Source organism: Actinomadura craniellae (genome assembly GCF_003289645.1).
GTDB classification, from domain to species: Bacteria; Actinomycetota; Actinomycetes; order Streptosporangiales; family Streptosporangiaceae; genus Actinomadura_D; species Actinomadura_D craniellae.
In genome coordinates this window covers 304,291-327,149 of the sequence record NZ_QLYX01000006.1, presented here as the reverse complement: position 1 = coordinate 327,149, position 22,859 = coordinate 304,291, and the positions used below count along the sequence as shown (strand labels likewise).

Below are 22,859 nucleotides of genomic sequence, written 5' to 3'. Positions count from 1 at the left end.
GGCCGCCGGTCAGCCGGTGAGGGTGGCGACCTGGGCGGGCGGCGGCGCCTGGATCGCCACCGGGCCGCCCCAGCCGGAGTAGGTCGCGACGCTGGTCACCCGGCGGCCCTGGGCGGTGGCCAGGGTGACCGTGTACTTGCGCGGCAGGCCCGAGGCGTCCACCCAGAGCGTCCAGGCGATCTGCCGGAGCCCCGCCCTGTCCATCTCCGCGAAGCTCCGGTCGAGGCGGGCCACGGCCGCGGTCCGGGTGGTGCCCTCGAACCGGGTGACCCGGGTTCCGGTCAGGTCCTCGGCCGCGGGTGCGCCCCGGAACGCGCCGTGCCGGACGAGGTTCAGCCCGGTGTCGGCGGTCACCTCGCGCAGCGCCCGGTCGGCCTGGCCGTACATGGTCTCCAGCAGCCCGACGACCTGGCCGGCCTCGGGGGCGTCGCCCACCCGCGCCTTGAACGCGTCGATGTCCCGGCGGGACAGCCGCGCCCACGGCTTGCCCGGCTCCTGCTCCTCCCCCTCGGTCCGCACGTAGAACACCCCGCCGAGCACCACCGCGTGCGTGGTCTCGGGCCGGGTGCCCGCCGAGTCGACCACCTTGACCAGCACGGTCGGGGTGGGGGTGTTCGTCCGGACCTGGGCGGTGAGGTGCTGCTGCACCGACCCGCCGTCCGGCAGCGTGTTGACCACCTCGGCGCGCAGTGTCCCGGCCGCCCGCACCTGGCGGGCCACCAGGTCGGCCAGCGCCGCCGGCCGGGCGGGCAGGGTCACCGGGGGGAGCGAGACGGTGCCGCCCTGGGACGCGGCCGGTAAGCCGGAACGGCCGGCGGCGGGCTTCCCGTCATCCCCCTGGCACGCGGCCGTCGCGAGGGCGAGTACGGCGATTCCGGTGGCGACCGTCCTGCGCTTCATGGCTCGCACCCTAACCCCGGGCCCGGCCCGGACCGCGGCATGTGCCTGCTTTGGGCCCGCAATTGGGTCCTGGGTCCCACGACAGTGACCTCATTCTCTGGTGCACTGGACGGTTGCGGTGCCGCCTGCGAACGAGAGGGCCGGTTTGCGCCGCCGAGCCCGTCCCCATGCGGCGACCAGCGCCCCGCCGGCGACGCAGCCCGCGGTGAGCCAGCCCAGCCGGCCCGGGTCGACGGAACCGCCCGCCACCAGGTGAAGCCCCTCGGCCAGGAGCACGGCGAGCAGCGGTGCGGCCATGACCAGCACCCGTCCCCGCCGGGACAGCGCGGCGCCGGCCGCCACGGCGGCGGCACCGACCACCGCCGCCGGCCAGAGCGGGTCCGGGAGGACCGTCGCCACGATCTGCTCTCCGGCCAGCGTGACCCCCACCGCCGGGGCGAGCCCGGAGCAGCGCCGGTGGCAGTGCGGTAGCGCGCCGACGACCGCGCCGAGCGGCACCGCGCACAGTCCCCCGGCGACGGCCGCCGCAGGCAGGTCGCCGGCCGACCTCAGCACGAGCAGGGTCATGACCGCCGCGGTGACCGCGGCGGCCAGCAGCATGGCCGCCGAGACGCCTCCCGGCCGCCGGTCACGCGGATCGGCCGAGGCCCACACCCCGACCACCGCCGAGAGCAGGCAGGCGCGGATGACCGCTTCGGCCAGGTGCGCGTCGTCCAGTGACAGCATCCGCAGGACGGCCAGTTGGGACAGCAGCAGGACGGCTCCCGCGACGACACCGATCAGGCCGGCCACGAGAGCCTCCCGGTCACGAGGTCCACCACCATCGCCGTCACTCCCAGCGGGCTTTCAGGTCGGCGCAGACCACGGTGATCGAACCGTTGGTGAGAGCGATGTCGTGGACGCAGCCGTGGGCGTGCGGGCGCACCTCGTCCAGCAGCACGCCGCCCAGCCCGGGCGGGCTCGCCGTGGTGATCCAGGAGCTTCGCATCTCGACCGACTCGACGTCGTCGTAGCGGATCTCCAGGCCGGCGTCGTGCGTCCACTCGTTGGGCGCGAACCGGATCTCCAGATCCGTCCGCCCCGACCCGGAGAAGGCCAGGGAGCCGATCTCCAGGTTCTTCACGCACCGGGTGCCGGAAATAGCGTAGTGCGCGGGGTCGGACGCGAAGGCGAAGGCGCCCTCCGGCAGCTCGCTCCGCAGTTCGGGCAGCGCTTCGAGATAGCGCGTCGGATCGCAGTAGAACCCGGAGATATCGTCGTCCCAGTCGACCACAACGTATTCCATCATCTCTCCGAACAGGCGATATCTGCTGGTTCAGCAGGGGTCGAGGCCGATTCTCTGGCGCAGGTTGTTGACCCTGCTGTTCAGGTTGTCTTCGATTTCCGGAGGCAGTACCGGCGGCTCCTTGAAACCGTGCTTCATGATCCAGCCGTTCGGGCCGCGGACACCCACCTCGCGCCCCTTGTAATAGACATGGATTTCGAAGGACGCCTGGCCTCCTGTGTTGAACACGTCCGCACGCGCGGTGTAGTTCTTACCCAGGGTGATGGGGTCCTTGGGGCCGGCGAGCGCGATCGGAACGGCCACGGCCGCCACCGGAACGATCCGGTACGACCCCGTGCGGGATGCCGCGGGAACCGGGCACGCCTCCCGCTTCTTGCGGTCGAGGGCTTCCCGGGCGCGGCGCAGGGCGTCCTGGGCGTCGTCGCGGCGTTTGCGGGCGGCCGAGACCCGGTCCCAGATGTTCTTGAGGCGGGTGGCCAGCTTGATGGCCTTGGGGAGGGTCTTGAGGAGTTTGAAGAACTTGCCCCATGGCACGGCGGTGGCCACCAACTCCAGGCAGGCGACGATGTCGCCCTCCCCCAGGCAGTTCTCCAGGGCCTCCAACCCGATCAGGTCCTTGAGCAGACCGATCAGCTCGTCCTTGGCCCCGCCCCACTCACCCTCGGCGTTCCGTAACTCGAGGTCGGCCGCGTTCGCCTCGTTCACCGCGTTGTTGTAGGCCACCAGCACCGGATCGTCGGCCGGTAACCCCTCGGTGGGGGGCGACACCCCAGGCGAAGGAGCACCCGGTAAGGACGCACCCGGCGAGGGAGACGCACCCGCCGCGGGATCGCAGTTCTCGTCGGTGACCCGGCAGATCCCCGACTCCACCCCACCCGCGATCTTCTGCGGCACCCCCACCACGACCGACCCCGCCAACACCGCACCGATCAGCACGACCACCACGATGTAGCCGACCGCGCCCTCACCACGCTCACCACGACAACGCACCGGTGCCCCCGCTCGGCCGACGACGAGTCCTTACGGGTTACGACGCATCGGTTTCCGTGCTGGATCCACGAACCGCGCTCCTGGCCGGGTCGTGTCCCCGAACCGGTGTCAGCCGGGGTGGGCCACGCGCAGGACGCCGAACAGGGAGGAGTGCGCGTCGGTCCAGACCGGGCCGCCCGGTGGGATCGGCCGCCAGTCCAGCCGGCCGCCGCGCAGCGGGCCGAGCCCGTTCTCGGTGCGGGCCAGCGCCACCCAGTGCGACGAGGTACCGACGGCGTCGGGCGCGTCCGGGCTCCGGCCGGCCAGGGCGACCATCCCCGCGGTCCGGGCGGTGGCACCGAGCATCCGCTCCAGGTTCAGGTGGCGGTTGCTCACGTGGAAGGCCAGCACCCCGCCGGGCCGCAGCTTGCGCTCGTACAGGCCGATCGCCTCGCGGGTGAGCAGGTGCGCCGGGACGGCGTCGGAGCTGAACGCGTCCAGGACGATCAGCCCGTACGTCCCGTCAGGCACCTCCGCCAGCCGCAGCCGGCCGTCGCCGACGACGGTGCGCACCTCGGCCGGGGAGTCCCGCAGGAAGGTGAAGCGCTCGCGGGCGAGGCGCACCACCACCGGGTCGATCTCGTAGAAGTCCATCCGCTGCCCGGCCCGGCCGTACGCCGCGACGGTCCCCGCTCCCAGCCCGACCGCGGCCACCCGGTCCGTCCCGCCGTAGGCTCCGAAGACCTCGCCCAGCGGCCCGCTGCGCGCGTAGTAGGACGTCGGCGTCCGGCGCTGCGCCGGATCGAGCAGTTGGAAGCCGTGCACCGTGGTGCCGTGGGCCAGCGTCCGCCGGCCGTCCCGCTCGGATATCTGGTAGGACCCGAAGAACGTCCGCTCGCGCAGCTCGCCCGCCTGCTGCTGGACGGCGAACAGCAGCGTGACGCTGACCGCGACGAGCAGAAGGAACGGCCCCGGGGTGCGGGTCAGCAGGACGCAGCACACCACCCCGACGGCGATCCCCGCGACCACCGCCCACAGGCCACCGACCACGTACCACAGCAGCACGACGAGCAGCGGCCCGGCCAACAGGACGACGGTCGCCCAGGTTCCGCGCCGGGGGGCCCGCGGTACGGCGAACGGCAGCAGCGCGAGCGCGGCGACCACCAGCGGCAGTTCCACCACCCAGTCGAACACCACCGGCGCCAGCAGCCCGTTGAAGGCTCCGCCCAGCGCGCCGCCCAGCGAGACGATCAGGAAGAACTCGGTCAGCCGGCGGGGTTCGGGCCGGTCGGCCGCCAGCAGCCCGTGGCAGGCCAGGCCCGCGACCACCAGCAGGCCCAGGTCCAGCAGCACCGCGTAGGCCGGCAGCCTGCCGCCCACCGTGGTGAAGAGAACGGGCAGCACCGCCGCGCAGGTCGCCGCGGCGGTCACCAGAACGGGCAGCCCGGGCAGCGACCGTACCCCGAACGCCACGATGAACGTCACCAGGTAGAGCGCCAGCGGCACCACCCACATCAGCGGCACCGGCGCGATGTCGGTGGAGATGTGCGTGGTGACCCCGAGCATCAGCGACGAGGGCAGGAAGGCCAGGCCCAGCCAGCGCAGCCGGCGCCACCGGTCCACCGGCCGTGCCTCGGCCGCGACCGCGGCGGGCTCGCCGGCCGGTTCCGGCCCGGTCCGGCCGCGCCGCCGCACCACCAGCGCGCAGACGATCATGAGCACGGCGAACACTGCGTACCCGACCGTCCATCCGGTCGCCTGCGCCGGGACGTCCGTCAGGGGTTCGATGAGGAACGGGTAGGCGAGCAGCGCCACGAGGCTGCCGCCGTTGCTCGCCGCGTACAGGAAGTACGGGTCGTCCGCCCGGGGCAGCCCCGACCAGGAGTACCAGCGCTGCACGAGCGGTCCGGTGGTGGACAGCACCGCGAACGGGGCGCCCACCATCACCGCCAGCACCAGCAGCAGCCACAGCGCGGTCGGGGCCGACTCCGGCGCCTCCGCCCAGCCCGGCAGCGCGATCGGCAGCGCGAGCAGCGGCAGGCAGAGCAGCGCGATGTGGACCACGGGCTGCCGGCGCGCCCCCAGCCGCTGCGACCAGTGCGCGTACGCGTACCCGGCCAGCAGCGCCGACTGGAAGAACAGCACCGAGGTGTTCCACACCATCGGCGACCCGCCGTACACCGGCAGCAGCATCTTGGCGGCCATCGGCTGCACCGCGAACAGCAGCGCGGCGCTGACCAGCGTGGCCGCCGTGAACAGGCCGACACCGGCCAGGGCGGGGCGGCCGCGGGACGGCGGGGCGGGGGCGGTGTCCTCGCCCGGTACGGCCTCGCCGGTCACACTCATCGCCTGCTCCTTCACCTCAAGGGGGCGGCCACCGCGGCGGCCGGGGCGGGATCGGGTCGCACCGTGCGCTCATCCGCCGGAGGGCGAGCAGGCGGGCGCGTGCCAGACCACCCAGAACACGCCGAACGACTGGGCTCGCCGGTACTGCCAGCCGGGCGGGTGGGCGGGCCAGGAGTCGGCCGCGAAACCACCGACCGGCCACTTCACCACCACCGTGCAGACCCCGGGCGGCGGTCCCTGCTCGGGGTCGAACCATTCGAGTTCGGTCCACCAGACCCGGTAGGCGAGCCGCGCGGAGATCAGCTGGGGTTGGCCGTCGTCCCGTTCCTCGTAGAAGTACCGGTCGGCGGCGACCCGCCCGCCGGGCGCTCCGGGGATCTCGGGCACCGGCTGCGCCCGCGGCCGCCAGTGCACCATCGTGATCACGAGCGATGCGGACAGGTTGACCAGGAGGAGCACGGCGAACAGCGCCTGGAACCCGATGCGGCGTGCCGCCACGAGCACCGCCAACAGCACGCAACCGGTCAGGCAGGCAGGGGCGATGTTGAGTTTCGTCCAGCTCGCCCCGATCAGCCCGATCTCGGCGAAGTCGTGCGGGATGTAGAGGTACCGGCGGAGCAGGTCCCCCGCGTACAGCCACACCCAGAGCGCGGAGCCGACGAAGACGGCCGCCGCCGCCACCGCGAGCGGCACCGTCCGGCGGCCGCGCGCCAGCGCCGCCACCCCCAGCAGCAGGCAGGTCAGCGCCACCGGCGCCAGGTAGCGCCCGTACGCGAAGTTGCCGACCCGCAGCTCGTCGGGCAGCGCCGCCGCCGAGGCGTACCCCATGCCCGCGACCACGGCCAGGAACGCGCCCGCCAGCACCCGGTCGACCCCCGGCGCGCTCCGGCGGACCAGGACGACCACGAGCGCGACCAGCCCCACCCCGCCCAGCCCCCAGGTGCCCCCGATGATCGCCCAGAGCTGGCCGACCGCGCCCGACACGGCCCGCAGCTGGCCGTCCAGGCTGGTCATCCTGTCCCAGAAGACGGTGTTGAGATCGTGGGAGCCGCCCGGGTAGAGCCTGGCGGACATCCAGGCGTTGAACCCCACCGCGGCAGCCGCGGCGGCCAGCGCCGCCGCCAGCGCGATCGCCGCGACCCTGCGGTGCCGTCCCCGCAGGAGGTAGCCGCCCACCACGGCCAGGTGCACGACCACGAGCACCGCGCCCCGGGCATGAGCGGTGTAGGCGTGCGCCGCGGCCGCTCCCGCGAGCACGCCCATCGGCACGCTGTGCCGGCGCAGCAGGGCATCGAGCGCCAGCAGCCAGCCCAGCACCAGGACGGGGAGCACGGCGTCGGCCAGCGCCCCCTGGTTGTAGACGACGGCGAACGGCACCAGGGCCGCCGCCCAGGCGAGCGGGCCCGCGTGCACCCGCTGCACCCCGCAGCGCACCAGCAGCGCGTAGCCGAGCAGGAAACCCAGCGAGCCGACCAGCGCGCCGATCTTGACCACCAGGCCGTAGACGACCGCGGGGTCGTCGCTCAGCCAGAACGCCGGGGTCAGGAGCAGCGAGTAGCCGCCCTGGTAGAACGTCATCCCCGACAGGTCGGCGCCCGGGCCGCCGGCCAGCAGCCGCGCGCCCATCAGGTAGCCCACCTCGTCCGGGTAGAAGTGCGGCGCCGCCTGGTCCTTGGCCAGCCAGAGCCGCACCGCCACCTGGGCCGCCCAGCCCGCGGCCAGCCAGTACGCCACCTGCCGCGACCGGCCCGGAGAGGCCGGTGCCGCGGCGGGCGGCCGGGCCGGGACGAGGGCGCCCCGCTCCCCCGCCCGTTCGGTCCCCGAAGTCGTCATCGCCGCTCGCGCCCTAACGGACGGGCAGGTTCTGGATGGCGCGGAAGCCCGGGATCTCGACCGTGACCGCCTGCACGTCCGCGGGCACCTTGAACATCGCCCACAGCGTGTACTCCTCGCCCTTGTCCACGGTGAAGTCGCGGACGGGCGTGATGGTCAGGTTCGGGCCCAGGGCCACCTTGTGGCCGTCCCGGGCCACCCGGTAGCGCCGCCCGTCAGCCGACAGCGCCGCGGCGCTGGTGCTGTACTCCAGGTACAGGCCGCTCCAGTCGGTCATCGCCCGCTCGGCGGGCAGCGGCTTGTCGTCGTCGTTGCGGAGCGTCCAGACCAGCGAGACGTACCCGTTGGAGTCGCGGCGCAGCTCGTTGATCCGGACCTCGGCCTTCTTGGGCCAGACCGACGAGACGACGAACGGCCCGGGGCCGGCGGGGGCGGTGGCCAGCACGGGCCACCCGCCGCCGGCCGGGGTGCTCGGGGCGGCGGAGGCGGGCGGCGCGGCGGCCGGGGGCCGCGGCCGGGTGAAGGTGACCGTCACCCGGCGGTTCACCCGCCGGCCCTCCTCGTTGTCGTTGGACGCGATCGGCTGGGTGGAGCCGTGGCCGCTGGTCTGGTACGTCACCCCGCTCCGGGTGACCAGGCGTTCGAGGGCTGCCTTCACGCTCTCCGCGCGCCGCTGCGAGAGCGGGTTGTTGATCGCGTCCGTGCCGGTGTTGTCCGCATGGCCCTCGATCTTGACGGTGGTCCCGGTCGACTGGTCGATCTTCTGGGCGACCTTCCTGAGCGCGTCCTGCGCCTTCGGGGTCAGGTCGGCCTTGTTCACCGCGAACAGCACGTCGGTCGACAGCCGGACGCTCAGGTCCCCGCCGCCGTCGTCCTCGGACCCGGTGGCGTCGTCCGCCGCCGCGACGACCTTCAGCACCCGGGGCGGCGCGGTGGGCGCCGTGGTCACGTCGATCTCGGCCCCGCCGACGTTGATCATTTTCTGGTCGGGGCGGTCGGTCACCGGGATGTCGAGGAAGGGGGGAGCCGTCGGGAACATGACGTCCAGCCGGGGCACATCGGCGGGCGGTGCGGGGAAGGCGGCCACCAGGTCCAGCGTGCCCTTCGCCGGAACCGTCGGCGCCGTGGGATTGTCCCGGGAGCACAGGCACCTGTCGTCGGTGCCGTTCAGGGGGTAGTGGCGCTGCGCGTTCTTGCCGTCCAGCAGCGAGATCCCGCCCACGGAGTTCTCGTCGACCTGCGCACCGGCCTCCGGCGGGGACTTCGGCCACGTGGGGTCGAGCGCCCCCTCCATCGCGTAGGGGGCGTCCAGGGTGCTGACCACCCGCCAGCGGCCGACGACCACCTTGGGCGACACCCGGTCGAGGGCGAGGAGGTCCACCCGGACGCCGGTGCCGACCGACAGGAAGCGCGACTGGATAACCCCGCCGCCCTGGGAGACCGGCGGCCGCGCCGCGCCCGAGGAGCCCGGTGTCTTGCCGGGCCCGTCGTCTCCGCCGCTGCAGGCCCCCGCCAGGAGCAGGACGGCGCCTACGGCAGCCCCTGCCCTGAACGCGGTCCCGCGCATCCGTCGACGAGTGCCCATCTCAACACCTTCTTCCAGGAGGAATGGCCGGCCTGAACATCTGCGATCGAAAATCCCACTTCGCAGGAAACGTCGAGAAGGAGGACCGGGATCCCGGTCCTCCTTCTCGCACGGAATTCCACCGCGCAACGCATCCCCTTTTCGGGGAGGCGCAGATTAGCTCTTGGGGGTGGCGCTCGTGACCTTGTCGATGGCGGTCCCGATGCCGTTCGCGATCTTGGTGCCGATACCCGACACCGAGATGGCGCCGAGGATGGCGGCGATCAGGATGATGACCGCGATGTAGGAAACGGCGCCCTCTCCCCGGTCGCCGCGAGTCTTGGAGACCATCATACGGTCGCGCAGTTCGAGCATTTCTATTCCCTCCGGGGATCAGTTCTCCCTGATGGAAATAAAGATACGGAGACCGCGCCGCCCGCCATAGGGCCCGCGGGCCCAACCTGGGCCCAACCAGCAGACCCATCAACGGGTCTCCATAGCGGTGCCCAGCCACCGGGCGATCGCCGCCGCTCGATTGTCCACCGCGAGCTTGGCGTAGATGCGGTTGATGTGGTTCTTCACGGTTTTCTCGCTCAAAAAGAGCTCGGCCGCGATATCCCGATTGGCCCGGCCCGCCGCCATGAGGTCCATTACCTGGGCCTCCCGGTCGGACAGCCCGAACCGGTCGCGCTCCGGCGGCGCGGCCCGCTCGGCGGGCTGCTTGACGGCCTCCATCAGCGCGGACACCGCCGCCGGCGAGAGCGGGTTGCCATGCCCGCCGGCGGCATCGCGCACCGCACGGGCGAGCTCCTCCACGGTGAAGGTGCCGTGCACGAGGTAGCCGCTCGCCCCGCCCCGGATCGCGGCCCGGATCACGTCCGGGTCGTCGGTGTAGGTGAGCATCAGCACCGTGGTGAGCCGGCTCAGCGTGGTGACCGCGGTGACCCCGTCCAGCAGCGGCATCCGCACGTCGAGCAGCACCAGGTCGGGCCGGTGCTGCTCGGTCAGTTCGATGGCGCGCCGGCCGTCGCCCGCCTCGGCGACGACGTCGGCCTCCCCGGTGGCCTCCAGCAGCGCGACGAGCCCGGAGCGGACCACCGGATTGTCGTCCGCGACGATGACCCTGACCCGGCTCATGCGACCTCCAGCGCTCTCTGCCGGGCGGGCACCGTCACCCTGATCGAGGTGCCCCGGCCCGGTTCCGACTCCACGTCCAGGGAGGCCCCCACGTGGGCCGCCCGTTCCCGCATCCCGATCACCCCGTAGTGACCGGCCCTGGCGAGCCCGTCCATGTCGCCGTCCGGCGCCGCGAAGCCCCGGCCGTCGTCGCGGACGTCCATCACGATCGCGCCCTCGCGCACGGCCAGTTCCACCCGGACGGCCGTCGCCTCGGCATGCCTCTTCACGTTCTCCAGCGCCTCCTTGAGGATCGCCACCACCTCGTGGCGCTCGCGCAGCGGCAGGTCGACGCCCGGTTCCGCCGACACCTCGGCGGCTACCCCGATGTCCTCCGACCAGGCGGCCGCGATCTGCCGCACCGTGTTCGCCAGCGGCTGCTGCACGGAGTCCTCACGCAACTCCGTGATCAGCTCGCGGGCCTCCCGGGAGGCGATCTCGGCGGCCGAGGCGAGCTTGGCGGCCTCCTCGGCCGCGCGCTCGGGCGCCTTGCCGATCCAGATGGGCAGCGCGGCGGCGCTCATCGAGATGCCGCGCAGCGTCTTGGCCAGCGAGTCGTGCATCTCCCGGGCCAGCCGGGCCCGCTCCTCCGCGGCGGCCGCGGTCACCTCGGCCCGCTGCCGGGCCCGGTCGGCCTCGGCGGCCTCGTCGAACAGCCCGCGCAGCGCCGTCCCCACGAACCCCGCGATGAAGTAGCAGAGCGGCATGCCGAGCGCGGTCTGGAAACCGACCGTCCAGCCGTCCCCGTGGGTGGCAGCGGCGTAGTACAGCAGCACCTGCAGCACGCAGATGAGCATCATCCCGGACCAGCGGAACAGCAGGCCCGCCACGGCGGAGGTGACCACCGTGAAGAAGAAGAACGGCCCCAGCACGCCGCCGATCTCCAGCACCGCGTAGGCGATCAGCGCGTCCAGCGCCAGGAGCACCGGGTACTCCAGCATCCGCGGGACGATCTCCTGCCAGCCGAACAGGGCCAGCGCGGACAGCGCGCCGATGCAGGCCACCACGAAGATGGAACCCAGCCGCCGCTCCTCGGGCACCAGCAGCACGGTCACCGCGGCGATGAGGACGCGCACCTGCATGAGCAGGCGGAACGTGGCGGCGATCCGAACACCGGACGCCAGGCCCAGCGGCTTACCCGAATGCGCCACCGAACCCCCCGGCCCCGGTTCCGTAGAAGAGCATCCCGAGGATCAGCGCCATCATCGCCGGAACCATGAGAAAGGTCACGATCATGGTGATCTGCGGGTCGGCCCGCTGGGCACTGCGCCGGGCCCGCTGCGACGCCTCCCGGCGCATGTCGACGCTGATGTCGTTGAGCGCGTTGGTGAGCGGTGCGCCGAGTTCCTCGGCCTGCAGGATCGCCGTGACGAAGCTGGCCAGTGCCTCGCTGTTGTTGCGGCTGCGCAGTTCCTCGAACGCCTCGCGCAGGGAGGTGCCCACCTCCATCTGCCGCAGCGCCGTCATCATCTCCTGCGAGAGCGCGCCGGGCATGCTCTCGGCCACCCGGGCCAGTGCGTGCCGGAAGCTCAGGCCCGCCGACACGGTCACCGCCAGCACGTCGAGGAAGTCGGGCAGCCCCTTCTCGATGGCCTGCTGCCGCTCCTGGGAGAGGTTCCACAGCACCACGTCGGTCTGCACCAGGCTGACGATGAGCAGCAGCCCGCCGAACAGCGTCTGGCCCGACAGCAGCACGAACACGCCCACCGAGCCGAACAGGACGACGCTGCCCATCTTGTTGCGGGCGTAGCCGTCGAGGTCCAGCCCGTAGGGCCGACCGGCGCGTTCGATGCGGCGCCGGATCCGGCCCCGCATCGCCGGTGTCATCGAGCGCACCAGGGCGGGGCCGAACGGCGCACCCAGCGGGTTGATGATCTCGCCCAGCGGCCCGAACTGCTTGACCTTGGACTTCTTCGTCAGCATCGCGAAGCTCTCGGGCACCTGCTGGCCGGAGGACCGCAGGTGGTAGCCCCAGACGAAGAGGAGCACGCACAGGGCCGCGCCGGCGGAGATCGCAAGAGGGAACATCAGACATCAATCCTCGACATCCGGCGGACCAGGACCAGGGCCGCGGCGAACAGCAGGCCGGAGCCCAGCAGGATCAGCTGGCCGAACAGCGAGCCCGACATCCGCTCCAGCACCCCGGGATTGATCACGGCCATGATCAGGACCGTGCAGATGCCCATGCCGAACACCGCGTAGCCGGCGACCAGCGACTGGCCCAGGATCGTCTTGACCTCACGGCGGGTCTCCTTGCGCTGCTCCAGCGTCGCGGAGATGTTGCGCAGCGCCGTGATCAGCGAACCGCCTGCTCGGGACGACACCACCAGCGTGCTGACCAGCACCGCCAGCTCGCGGGAGGGCAGCCGCTCGCGCAGGTCGTTCATCGCGTCGTCGAACGGCTGGCCGAGCCGCAGCGCCTCGGCGGTCCGGGTCAGCTCCGAGCGGGCGGGGTCGTCGAGTTCCTCCGCGGCCATCTCCAGCGCGGTGCGGACCGCCAACCCGGCCGAAGCCGCGTTCGACAGCACCCGGGCCAGCTCGGGGAGCTGGGCGATGAACTCCTCCCGCCGGCGGTCCTCCTGCCGGGTCAGGTAGGCGAAGAAGATCGCTCCGACTCCGATCGCGGCCGCCACACCGAGGAACAGCGACAGGATCTGGCCGAGCAGCAGCACGATCAGCAGGCCCACGCCGCACAGCAGCCCGACGAAGGCCGAGAGCCGGATCCGCAGCCCGGACGCGGCGATCCGGCGGTTGATCTGCCGGCCCAGGGTGGTGCGCCGCAGCCGCGCGTCCCACCGGTCGAGCTGGGTCGCCATCCGGCGTTCCTGGAAGCCCCGCGCGCCCCGGACCACCAGCTCGCGCTGGAGGTCGAGGCCGCGCCCGTACTCCCAGGCACCCCACACGGCCAGCGTCAGCACCGCCAGCAGCAGGAACGCAATGGTCGCGTAGTTCACCGCACCTCCTCGTCGCTCACGCTGAACGTGCCGGGGACCGCCTCGCCGGCGAGCATCAGGCGGGTGACCAGGTCCCGGGGCAGCGGCTGGTGGACGAACCGGCCACGGACCACCCGGTCGAGGCCGATCGGCTCGGGTTCGAACCGGGTGATGGTGGTCATCCGGATCGACTCCCGGCGGCCCGAGGAGATGACCGCCACCTCCGCCACCCGGCGGGAGCCGTCCGCACCGCGGTCGAGGAACACGATCGCGTCGACCGCGTTGTTGATCTGGTCACGGATCGCCTCGTAGGGGATTTTGACCTCGCTCATCGAGGCCAGCGTTTCCAGCCGGTAGATCGAGTCCTCGGCGGAGTTGGCGTGCACCGTCACCATGGAGCCGTCGTGACCGGTGTTCATCGCCTGGAGCATGTCGAGGGTCTCCGGCCCGCGGACCTCACCGACGATCACCCGGTCGGGGCGCATCCGGAGCGCGTTGCGGACCAGGTCGCGGATGGTGATGGCGCCCTCGCCCTCGATGTTGGGAGGCCGCGACTCCAGCTTGATCACGTGCTCCTGCTGGAGCTGCAGCTCGGCCGAGTCCTCGATGGTGATGATCCGCTCCTGGGCGGAGACGAACCCCGACAGCGCGTTCAGGAAGGTCGTCTTCCCGGTACCGGTACCGCCGGTGATGACGATGTTCATCCGGGCCCGGACGAGCGCCCCGAGCAGCAGCGCGGTGGGCTCGTCCAGCGCGTTCAGCGAGACCAGCTCGTCCATCCGGAAGGCCCGCGGGAAGCGCCGGATCGTCAGGACCGGGCCGTCCAGGGAGAGCGGCGGCACGATGACGTTGACCCGCTCGCCGGTGGGCAACCGGGCGTCCACCATCGGGCTCGACTCGTCCACCCGGCGGTTGACCTGGGCGACGATCCGGTCGATGGTCTGGTAGAGCTGCGCCTCGCTGGCGAAGCCCAGGTCGATGCGGGAGAGCCGGCCCGAGCGCTCGATGTAGACGTGGTCGGGGCCGTTGACCATGATCTCGGTGACGTTGGGGTCGGCGAGCAACGGTTCGAGCACGCCCAGGCCGAGCGCCTCGTCGACGATCCGCCGGATCAGGATGCTGCGCTCCCGGGTGGACAGCACCGGGCCCTCGCGGGTCAGGATGTGCCCGACCACCTTCTCCAGGCGGGCCCGGCGCTGGGCCATGTCCAGCCGGGCCAGGTCGTCGAGGTTGATCTCCTCCAGCAGCCGCTTGCGCCAGTGGGCGACGCTGGTGTTTCCGGTGTGCTGTTCCTCCTGGGCGCCGTTCTCCAGGCGGTTCTTGATTCCCATGTCAGCTCACCGGCATCTCTACGCGTCGGGTGATACGGATGTCGAGGTCGATCCCGCGGACCAGCACCGGCACCCGGGCGCTGATCTGGCACCGCACGGTGTCGTCGTCGACCTGCTGCACGTTGATCTGGTGGCTGTTCAGCCAGGACGGCAGGGCAGCGCTGGCGGCCTGGGTACCCCGGTAGACGCGCTCTCCCGGGGGCGAGGTGGAGGCGACCCGGGCGCCGGTGCGGGTGGCGTTCTCCACGCCCTCCACCGCGCCGAACGCCGCGTAGGCCACGAAACAAGCCATGATCATCAGGATGAAGAACCCGATCATGCCCATGAACTCGACGGCGGCGGCGCCCCGGTCGCTCCTGCGTCTCATTCCGCCCCCTCGTAGACGACCCTCGACCGCGCGCTGACCTCCATGGGCAGCAGGACGCCGGGGAACAGCAGCGGCGGCCTGATGGTCACCCGGACGTATCCGTAGTCGGGGTGGTTGCGCCCGTTCGGGTGCAGGACCTCCACGTTGCGCTCGTCGGCCCACGCGCCGGAGACCCGGCGCAGCGCCTCACGCTTGATCGCCTGGTCGTCGCCGTTCACGGCGGCCGTCCGGGCGCCCTCGTTGGCCGCGTGACCGGCGTAGGTCATGGACATGCCGATCAGGAACGCCTCCCAGACCACGATGAAGGCGAGCAGGATCGCGGGCAGCATCCCGGTGAACTCGATCATGCCCGCGTCGGCGGGCGACCGAGTACGTCGTCGCATCGCGTTTCTCATGACACCCCTATCGAGCCTCGGCCTTGGTCTGGATCGAGCTGCCGTCACCGGTGGGAGACACGGCTCCGAGCTCCGTTCCGAGCTGGATCACGGCCTTGCGGAACTTGTCGTCGTCGACTTTGGACAGGGTCCCGTTGTTGATCGCCCGCTCCAGGGCCTTGAAGGACGGGGGGATGGTGGCCTTCGCCGGCGTCAGCCCCAGGATCCGGGCGGCGAAGTCGGGCTGGATCTCGCTGCTCCGGTTGAGCTTGGTGAGCACCGGGGTGATCTCGTCGTCCTTACGGATCTGCAGGCGACCCCACAGGTGCACCATCCGCTTGGCGGCGCGCAGGCACGGCAGGTCGGGGGTCACGGTGAGCACGACCCGGTCGGCGATCTCGATGGCCGACACCGAACCCTCCGTCATGAACGACCCGCAGTCGACGATCACCACGTCGTACCGCGACCGCAGCGCGCCCAGGATCTGCCGGGTCGCGATCGAGCTCACGTCCTCGGCCCGCTCGCCCTCGGCCGGGGCGAGCAGCACGTGCGGGCCGTCCTGGTGGACGAAGAGCGCGTCGGCCAGCATCGGGCCGGTGATCTCGTGCGCCACCCCGGCCAGGTCGACGATGCTGCGGCGATGCACCATGTCCAGGTAGCTGGGGATGTCACCGGACTGCAGGTCCATGTCGACCAGGCACACGGTCCGGCGCGCGGTCGAGGCCGCCAGCGCCATCTGCACCGCCAGCGTGGTGGCGCCGGTACCGCCCTTGGCGCCGGCGAAGGCGATCACCTTGCCACGCCGGCCGCCCAGCGGTTCGGCGGGGCCGCTGCCGATCCAGCGGCGCATCCCGCGCGACCACTCCGCGGCGGCGGTGATCCGGCTCTGCAGTTCCTCCAGGCTCGGCCGGCGCGCCACCACCCCCCGCGCGCCCGCTTCCAGCGCCCGGGTCAGGGCCTCCTCGTCCACCCTGCCCGACAGCAGCACCACCGCGCCGTGCGGCCGGCGCATGGCGATGTCGCGGGCGAGGTCGGGGGCCGGCTGGGGACCGATCTCCTCGTCGATCAGCACGACGTCGAGATCGTTCTCCGAGGTGACGATCGCGAGCACGTCGGCGGAGGTCCGCTCGACGCCGATGACCTCGAAGTCGGCGAGTTCGGCGAGGGAGGCGCGCAGCGCTCCGGCGATCTCCTGGTCGCCGGTTCCGATCAGTACCTTGATGCTCATCGGGTCGCCGTGGGGACTCGGCACTGCTGGGACGGCGGCGTCCGGAGGTCGGCGGTGCCGCCGACCAGCGCCAGGCGCAGCTTGCGGGAGAACGACTCGGCGTAGGTGAGGTCGAGGACCTGGCCGGCGTCCAGGGCGAACGTCACCGGGACCACCTGGCCGCTGGTGCCGGGTTGCTTTCCGTCCCCGGACGCCCGCTGCTGTCCCACGTCGATGACCTGCACCCGGCTGAGGATGCGGACCGCGCAGGCGGCGTTGCGGCTGTTAGGAACCGCGTCGAAGGTGGAGTAGACGTCGACGATGGAGCCCGGCATGACCTTTCCGGCCACGCCCGTCTCGGCGTCGATCATGATCGCGATCTCGCGCTGCCCCGGTTTGAGGATCGGTGCCTCGATCACCATGCCGTGCTGGAGGTACGCGCCGGGAGGCAGCGGCCCCGAGGCCACCTTGCCCTGCAACTCGGCCACGCTGCGGACGAACGCGTCGGTGGTCCACCGCTTGGGGATCTGCACTTCTCTGACCGAGGCCGCGTTGATCGGCTGGTACGCCTCCACCCTGGACTGGAGCTGGAGGACCCGGGTGTATTCACCCACCTCGGCCTGGGCCTCGGCGCGGACGTTGCCGACGTACCCGAGGACCATGACGAAGACTACGATGGCCCCGAGCCCTGCCAGGATCATCAGCAGGACTCCGCGGCGCTGGCGGGGGTTCATGTGTATGTCGTTCCTTCTGGGGAGCTGGCGCGGAACTAGTGGGAGGTGTGCGCGGGGGACGCGACGCCGGCCGACGGCGGCCCCGTGTCACCCTGGGGCGGCGCGGGTCCGAAGGACCCGTCCGCGGGCGGAGCGGAACGCGGCGCGGCGGCCTGGGCCGCCGGTTGCTGTCGCGTGGGTGCGACGGACGGCTGGGGCTGTGCCATGAAGCAGAACGGGCAGATCGACAGTGCGGTGGGCTCCGAGCACCAGGAGCACCGGCGGCACTGAGTGTCCTTGATGACGTTCTGCAGCGCCTGCTGGTGGCCGCTGAAGGCCACGAATTCGGCGTACTTCCTGGTGCCCCAGTACGCCGAGCTGAGCGGCTGGTGAGCGGTGAAGGTCATCGACACCGCGCCGATCGCCGGCTGGAAGCGGCTTTGCAGCCAGTCGGCGTCGCCGTCCTGCTGGGTGGCGAGCACGATGACCGGATCGAGCGGCCGGAACTGGATCGGCGCCACGGGGTGCGCCGAGGTGATCCGGTGGATGTTCGGCCAGGGGACCGCCGACACCATGAACCCCGTGCGGGTCAGGTAGGACGAAACGTGTTCGCCGATGCCCGCCTGGACGTGTTCGAGCTTGGTGACGCTGTTCACCCAGGCACCCGCGAAGACGCCCGCGGCCAGCCGGTGCGCCACGCTGACCAGCACGCCGGGCGCCACGTGCGGAGCCATGAACGCAAGCTGGTCGGCCACCAGGGAGAGGGCGAGCGGGGGCAGGGCGAGCGGTACCGCGGCGATCCGGTCGGTGCGCAGTATGCCGCGGGCGAACCTGATCAGCCGGGTGGCCGCCTCGGGCCGCCAGGTCGGGTAGAGGACCACCACGGCCTCGCGGTCCCGCAGGCCGCGCGCGGCCAGGTCAAGGAAGTGTGGAACGTTCTCGCCGTTGAACGCCGGGGTCACGTGGACCCGTTCGGCCTTCGCTTCGCGGATGACGTCCGTACTGGGGATGTCGCCCAGGAGCATGACCGCTGTCATGAACGATCCATGCAGGTCAGAGGCTTCACCGCACGCCTTTCATCGGACGCCGGGGGGTTGGGCGTCTATTACCACAATGACAAATCGGCTATTCGGAGCATGGAGACCATAACTAGTGCTACGACGGAGACTCAACCAGGTTGGTTCCATCCTGACCAGGGGTACACGACATTGAACGGTCAACTTCCCGCAGGTTGCCGGGTTTGCCGACCGAAATGATGTCAGTCCAGTGAACAAAAGCTCACCGAACGGTTCCGTTGAACCGACGGGCGGAACCACGGCCGCCGTCCCACGCTCCCACACCACTGAACGACATATCCCCTGAGGTGCGATTATTCAAGAATGACCCATTATCGGGGCATCGGCCATGGGCGCAGCGGCGGCGAGTCGCACCTGCCGCGGCCTGAACCGTTCTAGAGTCGGACCGCCCGCCCCTTCCCGTCCCGGAGGCCGTGATGACGAACCCGCACGATTCCGGTCCGCAGTACCGCCCGCCGGGCCCCGTGGGCCCGTACGGGCAGCAGCCGCGGCAGGGCGGCCCGGTGCCCGGCCCGCGGCCCGGTGCCACGGGCGAACGCGGCGGTGCGCCGCTCCCCGCGCAGAAGGGGGTGCTGGGGGCCCTGCTCGACGTCAACTTCAACCACCTGGTCACCGCCAAGCTGATCAAGCTGTGGTACGTCGTGGCGCTCCTGCTGATCAGCCTGCAGTGCCTCGCCTTCCTCGCCCTGGGGCTGTGGATCGCCACCTGGGACAACGGGTGGGCCTGGGGGGTGATGATGGCGGTCTCGTCGCCGCTGGTCTGGCTGTTCGAAGTGCTGATGGTGCGGATCCTCATGGAGGCGGTCGTCGTCCGGTTCAAGGGTGTCGAGCATCTGCGGGTCATCAAGGACAAGATCTGAGCGTCCGGCCGGGCCCGGCGCGTTAAGCTCGCGTGGGCGGCAGACAGACGGAGCTGGGCAGTGGGCGAGTACGAGGAGTCCCCGCACTGGACTCGGCGGGACCCCGGGGTGACGCACCGCGACCCGGACGTCCCCGACCCGGCCACCACCCGGCGCGATGGTGCTCCGCCGGCCACCCCGCTCATCCGGCTGCCCGAACCGCTCGACCGCCGTTTTCAAGTCGCCGGGGAGATCCCGGTGCAGGGGGCCGAGTCCGACCTGCTGCTGGTACGCGACCGGACGGACGGCACCGAGGCCGTGGTCAAGGTCTACCGGCGCGGCTACCGGGCCGACCGCGACGTCTGGGCGAAGCTGCCCGAGCTGGACTCCCCGCACGTGGTGCGGATCCTGGAGACCGGGCACGCCGGAGACCGCGACTACGAGATCATCGAATACGCCCCCGCGGGCAACCTGCGGGAGCTGATGGCCGGCCCGCTCGGGCCCGACGAGATCGCCGCGCTGGTCGCCCAGTTGGCGGACGGGCTCGCGGCCCTGCACCACGCCGGCATCGTGCACCGCGACCTCAAGCCCGAGAACGTCCTGGTGACGGCCGCGGCCCCCGTCCGGCTGGCGATCACCGACTTCGGGCTGAGCAAGGTGATCGACCAGAGCGTGGTGTTCGCCTCCTCGTCCCGCACGCTCGCCTACGCCGCACCGGAGTCGCTGTCCGGCCAGGTGTCACCCGCCCGCGACTGGTGGTCGCTGGGCATGATCGTCCGCGAGCTGGCGACCGGGCGCCCGCCGTTCCACGGGCTCAGCGAGACCGTCGTGGTGGACCAGCTCGCCACCCGGGGCGTGGACAGTTCCGACATCCCCGACCCGCGGCTGCGGCTGCTCTGTGCCGGGCTGCTGACCCGCGACCCCCGCCTTCGCTGGGGCGCCGCCGAGGTGACGGGCTGGCTGGACGGCGAATCCCCCGCGGTGGCGGCACCCACCCGGCCCGCCCCCGCGGGCCCCGGCCTGCCGTTCGCCGGGCACCGGTACGACGACCGCGCGGAACTGGCCCGGGCTCTGGTCGAGCGGTGGGAGGACGCCGCCCGCTACTTCTTCGCCCGGCCCGACGGGGAGGCCTGGCGCACGCTGCGCGACTGGCTGGCCGCCCTGCCCGACGACGACGGCCGGATCGAACTCGTCGACTCCCACCTCACCGCGCCGCTTCCACCGGACGTGAAGCTGCTGCACCTGGTGCGCTGGCTCGATCCGACACTCCCCCCGCACTACCTGGGCCTGCCGGCGTCCCCCGCCGACCTGCCCGGCCTCGCCGCGCTGGCGGCCGACTCCCGGCACCCCGACCACCGGCGGGCCTGCCTCGCCGGCCGGGCGCTCTGGGAGCACCGGCTGCTGCCCGTACTCGACCCGGCCGGCGGCGCCGAGGCGGACGCCGCCTGGCGGGGCCGGGCGGCGGCCTGGCGGGACCTCACCGCCCGGCTGCACGGCCGGGTGCCGCCCCAGGTCGCCGACCGGCTGCCGGAGGCCGGCGTCCCCGGGCGCGACGACCCCCCGACCGTCCTGCTCACCCTGCTGGCCCTCGCCGCCCGGCCCGACGAGACCGCCCGGGCTCTGGCCGGGGCCGCGACCCGGGCCCAGGCGGCCGTGCCCGAACCGGTCCCCTGGTTCGACGGCCTGGCAAACGCCGCCGGCACCGACCCGCTCCGGCTGCTCGTGGTCGTCCGCGCGGCCCCCGAGGCCGTACTGGAGGTCGAGGCCCGCGGCCGGGAGCGCACCGCGGCCGGCCTGCGCGCCGCCGAACTGCGGCGGCACTGGGACGACCGCGAACGCCACCGGCTGGCCGGCGGCGCCGCCGCCACCCGCCGCGCGATCCTGCTGTCACTGCCGATCCTGGCCTGCTGGCTGCTGGGCGGCCTGCTGGTCGACGCCCTGTTCCTCGCCGACGGCGACCCGGGCACCCAGGCGGTCGGCGGGCTGCAACGCGGCTCCGGCCCCGCCCTGGGCCTGCTGCTGGCCCTCGCGGTACTCGCCTGGCTGGTCCAGTGCGGCGCCGAAGTCGCCCTCGCCCGCAGGCAAGGCGCCGACTACCTCCCCAAGGGCCCCTGGCCCTGGCTGGCGAAGCTGCTGGGAGCGGGCGGCCGCGGCCTCGGCGGCGCCTCCCAGGCCCTCTCCGGCACGGCCCGGCAAGGCCGCCGCGGCTGCGGCTTCCTCCTCCTGGCCGCCGTCATCCCACTGCTCGTCGTCCTCCTCCTGCTCACCGCCCTCACCCCCTTGGCCGGCCCCCTCTGGATACTGATCCTCATCGCCGCCCCCACAGCCCACGCGATCGGCGCAGGAATCCGCCACCACCACTGGCGCCAGACCCACGACCGAGCCAGGCGAGAAGCCCTGGGAGATCCCGAAGCCGGGAGCGGCGCCCGCGCCGTCTGGACTGAGGAGCGGTGAAGATCGTGAGGAACGAGCGATCTTCACCACGACGAAGGAAGACGGCGCGCCAAAGGCGCCGCGACCCGCGAGCGAAGCGAGCCAAACCAACAGGGAGCGGCGCCCGCGCCGTCTGGACTGAGGAGCGGTGAAGATCGTGAGGAACGAGCGATCTTCACCACGACGAGGGAAGACGGCGCGCCAAGGGCGCCGCGACAAGCGAGCGAAGCGAGCCAAACCAACAGGGCGACAAGCACGAGGAACGAGCGCCAAGCAGACAGGGAACAGAGTGAGCAGTGGGGTGGAGACCGAACTCGCGCTGGACGCCGCGGTGGTGCTCAGCCTGGGAATGAACCGGGTCCTGGGCGGCGCCGCCGGCCTGGCCGCGAGCGGGGCCGGCGCGCTGGCGGCGCTGGCGGCGGCCAGGGGCGAGGAGCGGTCCGCCGCGCTGGCCGAGGCCGAACGGCACTACGAGGCCGTGCGCGAGGTGATCGACCGCAATGCCCGGATTGCCGCGCTGGCCGAGTCGGCCGCTGGAGAACCGCTCCCCGACCCGCTGGATCCCGCCGGCCGGCCGGTCGAGGAACTCACCCGCTGGTGCGCCGCGACCGACACCGCACTGGCCGGGGCCGAACGCCGGATCTCCGCCCGGATGGCCGCGGACCTGGCGGCGAGCATCTTCACCGCACCGCCCGCCACTCAGGCGACCGTGTCCCCCGCGGCGTCCCCACCCCCGGACGAGCACCGGACCGCCGAACTGGCACGCATCCTGTCTCGCCTCTCCCCCGACACCGCCCCCACCGACCTGCCCCCCGTGACCGAGGCCGCCGCCCGGCTGTCGGCCGCGACGACTGCCGGGGAGGCCGAGGGGCTGCTCACCGAGGTCCGGCTGCGCGTCCAGGCCGCCAACCGCGAGACGGCCCGCCGCCGTGAGGCCGCCCGGCTGGAGGCGGCCGAGCGGGAGGCGAAGGCGCAGGCCGAAGCCGAACGCCGGTACGTCCTGGACACGATCACCACCGCCTTCGAGGAGATGGGCTACCAGGTCGACACCGGTTTCGAGACGGTCACCGCCCAGGACGGCGAGGTGGTGCTCACCCACGGCGGCTGGGCCGACCACGGCGTCCGGATGCGCGTCGAGGACGCGGAGTCCCCCACCGCCACCGCCACCCTGCGCGCCTCCGTGCTCCGCACCCGGCCGGCCCGCGACGAGGACGACCGCCGGCTCGACGCGGAACGCGAACGCGAGTGGTGCGACGCCTTCGAGGCCGCCCGCGAACGCCTGGCGGCGGCCGGCGTCCACTCCGAGGTCACCTGGCAGATCGACCCCGGCGTCCGGGAACTCCCGGTGACCCCGCAGGCACGGCAGACTAGGCCCCAGACCAAACAGCAGGAACGCCACCGAGAACACGACCGATGATCCACCCGAACCCCACCCCCCGAAAAAACGATCCAACACTCGGAACCGAACACGGCGGCCCCTTCAACGCCGATGCGCAGCGAGGCGGGAAGGGAG

Annotated in this window: 21 protein-coding genes; 3 read left to right on the top strand and 18 right to left on the bottom strand. The window is 72.3% G+C overall.

The window, feature by feature from the left end; translation table 11 throughout:
• Positions 1 to 9 precede the first annotated feature (9 nt).
• The 18 genes from DPM19_RS15840 to DPM19_RS15755 all read right to left on the bottom strand — a co-directional run bounded on the left by DPM19_RS15840 (position 10) and on the right by DPM19_RS15755 (position 18,035).
• Complete coding sequence (locus DPM19_RS15840) at positions 10 to 900, bottom strand: hypothetical protein (RefSeq protein WP_111868196.1); 891 nt, start codon at positions 898 to 900, stop codon at positions 10 to 12.
• 90 nt (positions 901 to 990) lie between these two features.
• Positions 991 to 1,692 carry a hypothetical protein gene (locus DPM19_RS15835; RefSeq protein ID WP_111868193.1) on the bottom strand — a complete coding sequence of 234 codons (702 nt, stop codon included), beginning with the start codon at positions 1,690 to 1,692 and terminating at the stop codon, positions 991 to 993.
• A gap of 37 nt (positions 1,693 to 1,729) precedes the next feature.
• Complete coding sequence (locus DPM19_RS15830) at positions 1,730 to 2,185, bottom strand: hypothetical protein (RefSeq protein ID WP_146778886.1); 456 nt, start codon at positions 2,183 to 2,185, stop codon at positions 1,730 to 1,732.
• Between the two features lie 30 nt (positions 2,186 to 2,215).
• Positions 2,216 to 3,175, bottom strand: coding sequence for a hypothetical protein (locus tag DPM19_RS15825; RefSeq protein ID WP_146778885.1), 960 nt, complete (start codon positions 3,173 to 3,175; stop codon positions 2,216 to 2,218).
• A 108-nt stretch (positions 3,176 to 3,283) separates the two neighbouring features.
• Positions 3,284 to 5,500 carry a fused MFS/spermidine synthase gene (locus DPM19_RS15820; protein ID WP_111868186.1) on the bottom strand — a complete coding sequence of 739 codons (2,217 nt, stop codon included), beginning with the start codon at positions 5,498 to 5,500 and terminating at the stop codon, positions 3,284 to 3,286.
• Between the two features lie 69 nt (positions 5,501 to 5,569).
• On the bottom strand, positions 5,570 to 7,333 hold the full coding sequence (locus tag DPM19_RS15815) for a hypothetical protein (RefSeq protein ID WP_111868184.1): 1,764 nt from the start codon (positions 7,331 to 7,333) through the stop codon (positions 5,570 to 5,572).
• A 13-nt stretch (positions 7,334 to 7,346) separates the two neighbouring features.
• Positions 7,347 to 8,918, bottom strand: a complete 1,572-nt coding sequence (locus tag DPM19_RS15810) for an OmpA family protein (protein WP_111868181.1) — start codon at positions 8,916 to 8,918, stop codon at positions 7,347 to 7,349.
• A gap of 156 nt (positions 8,919 to 9,074) precedes the next feature.
• A complete protein-coding gene (locus DPM19_RS15805; protein ID WP_111868178.1) occupies positions 9,075 to 9,272 on the bottom strand; it encodes a hypothetical protein in 198 nt (65 codons plus the stop codon).
• A 108-nt stretch (positions 9,273 to 9,380) separates the two neighbouring features.
• On the bottom strand, positions 9,381 to 10,034 hold the full coding sequence (locus DPM19_RS15800) for a response regulator (RefSeq protein ID WP_111868175.1): 654 nt from the start codon (positions 10,032 to 10,034) through the stop codon (positions 9,381 to 9,383).
• The gene (locus DPM19_RS15795; protein ID WP_111868173.1) at positions 10,031 to 11,224 is read right to left on the bottom strand and encodes a sensor histidine kinase; all 1,194 of its coding nucleotides are present in this window, start codon (positions 11,222 to 11,224) and stop codon (positions 10,031 to 10,033) included. The genes DPM19_RS15800 and DPM19_RS15795 overlap by 4 nt, the downstream gene beginning before the upstream one ends.
• The gene (locus DPM19_RS15790; RefSeq protein ID WP_111868171.1) at positions 11,208 to 12,101 is read right to left on the bottom strand and encodes a type II secretion system F family protein; all 894 of its coding nucleotides are present in this window, start codon (positions 12,099 to 12,101) and stop codon (positions 11,208 to 11,210) included. The genes DPM19_RS15795 and DPM19_RS15790 overlap by 17 nt, the downstream gene beginning before the upstream one ends.
• Positions 12,101 to 13,027, bottom strand: coding sequence for a type II secretion system F family protein (locus DPM19_RS15785; protein ID WP_111868168.1), 927 nt, complete (start codon positions 13,025 to 13,027; stop codon positions 12,101 to 12,103). The genes DPM19_RS15790 and DPM19_RS15785 overlap by 1 nt, the downstream gene beginning before the upstream one ends.
• Entirely contained in the window at positions 13,024 to 14,337 is a 1,314-nt protein-coding gene (locus DPM19_RS15780; protein ID WP_111868166.1) for a CpaF family protein, read from the bottom strand. The genes DPM19_RS15785 and DPM19_RS15780 overlap by 4 nt, the downstream gene beginning before the upstream one ends.
• Before the next feature lies 1 nt (position 14,338).
• Entirely contained in the window at positions 14,339 to 14,704 is a 366-nt protein-coding gene (locus DPM19_RS15775; RefSeq protein ID WP_111868163.1) for a TadE/TadG family type IV pilus assembly protein, read from the bottom strand.
• Entirely contained in the window at positions 14,701 to 15,087 is a 387-nt protein-coding gene (locus DPM19_RS15770; RefSeq protein WP_146778884.1) for a TadE/TadG family type IV pilus assembly protein, read from the bottom strand. The genes DPM19_RS15775 and DPM19_RS15770 overlap by 4 nt, the downstream gene beginning before the upstream one ends.
• Positions 15,088 to 15,106: 19 nt before the next feature.
• Positions 15,107 to 16,306 carry an AAA family ATPase gene (locus DPM19_RS15765; RefSeq protein ID WP_111868157.1) on the bottom strand — a complete coding sequence of 400 codons (1,200 nt, stop codon included), beginning with the start codon at positions 16,304 to 16,306 and terminating at the stop codon, positions 15,107 to 15,109.
• Positions 16,303 to 17,019, bottom strand: a complete 717-nt coding sequence (cpaB, locus tag DPM19_RS15760; protein WP_111868154.1) for a Flp pilus assembly protein CpaB — start codon at positions 17,017 to 17,019, stop codon at positions 16,303 to 16,305. Before cpaB ends, DPM19_RS15765 begins: the two co-directional genes overlap by 4 nt.
• A gap of 35 nt (positions 17,020 to 17,054) precedes the next feature.
• A complete protein-coding gene (locus tag DPM19_RS15755) occupies positions 17,055 to 18,035 on the bottom strand; it encodes a hypothetical protein (RefSeq protein ID WP_146778883.1) in 981 nt (326 codons plus the stop codon).
• A gap of 455 nt (positions 18,036 to 18,490) precedes the next feature.
• Here DPM19_RS15755 and DPM19_RS15750 point away from each other — a divergent pair, with 455 nt between their 5' ends.
• The 3 genes from DPM19_RS15750 to DPM19_RS15740 all read left to right on the top strand — a co-directional run bounded on the left by DPM19_RS15750 (position 18,491) and on the right by DPM19_RS15740 (position 22,763).
• Complete coding sequence (locus DPM19_RS15750) at positions 18,491 to 18,934, top strand: DUF4282 domain-containing protein (RefSeq protein ID WP_111868150.1); 444 nt, start codon at positions 18,491 to 18,493, stop codon at positions 18,932 to 18,934.
• A gap of 60 nt (positions 18,935 to 18,994) precedes the next feature.
• On the top strand, positions 18,995 to 21,367 hold the full coding sequence (locus tag DPM19_RS15745; RefSeq protein ID WP_111868147.1) for a serine/threonine-protein kinase: 2,373 nt from the start codon (positions 18,995 to 18,997) through the stop codon (positions 21,365 to 21,367).
• Between the two features lie 268 nt (positions 21,368 to 21,635).
• Complete coding sequence (locus DPM19_RS15740; RefSeq protein WP_146778882.1) at positions 21,636 to 22,763, top strand: peptide chain release factor-like protein; 1,128 nt, start codon at positions 21,636 to 21,638, stop codon at positions 22,761 to 22,763.
• Positions 22,764 to 22,859: the final 96 nt, after the last annotated feature.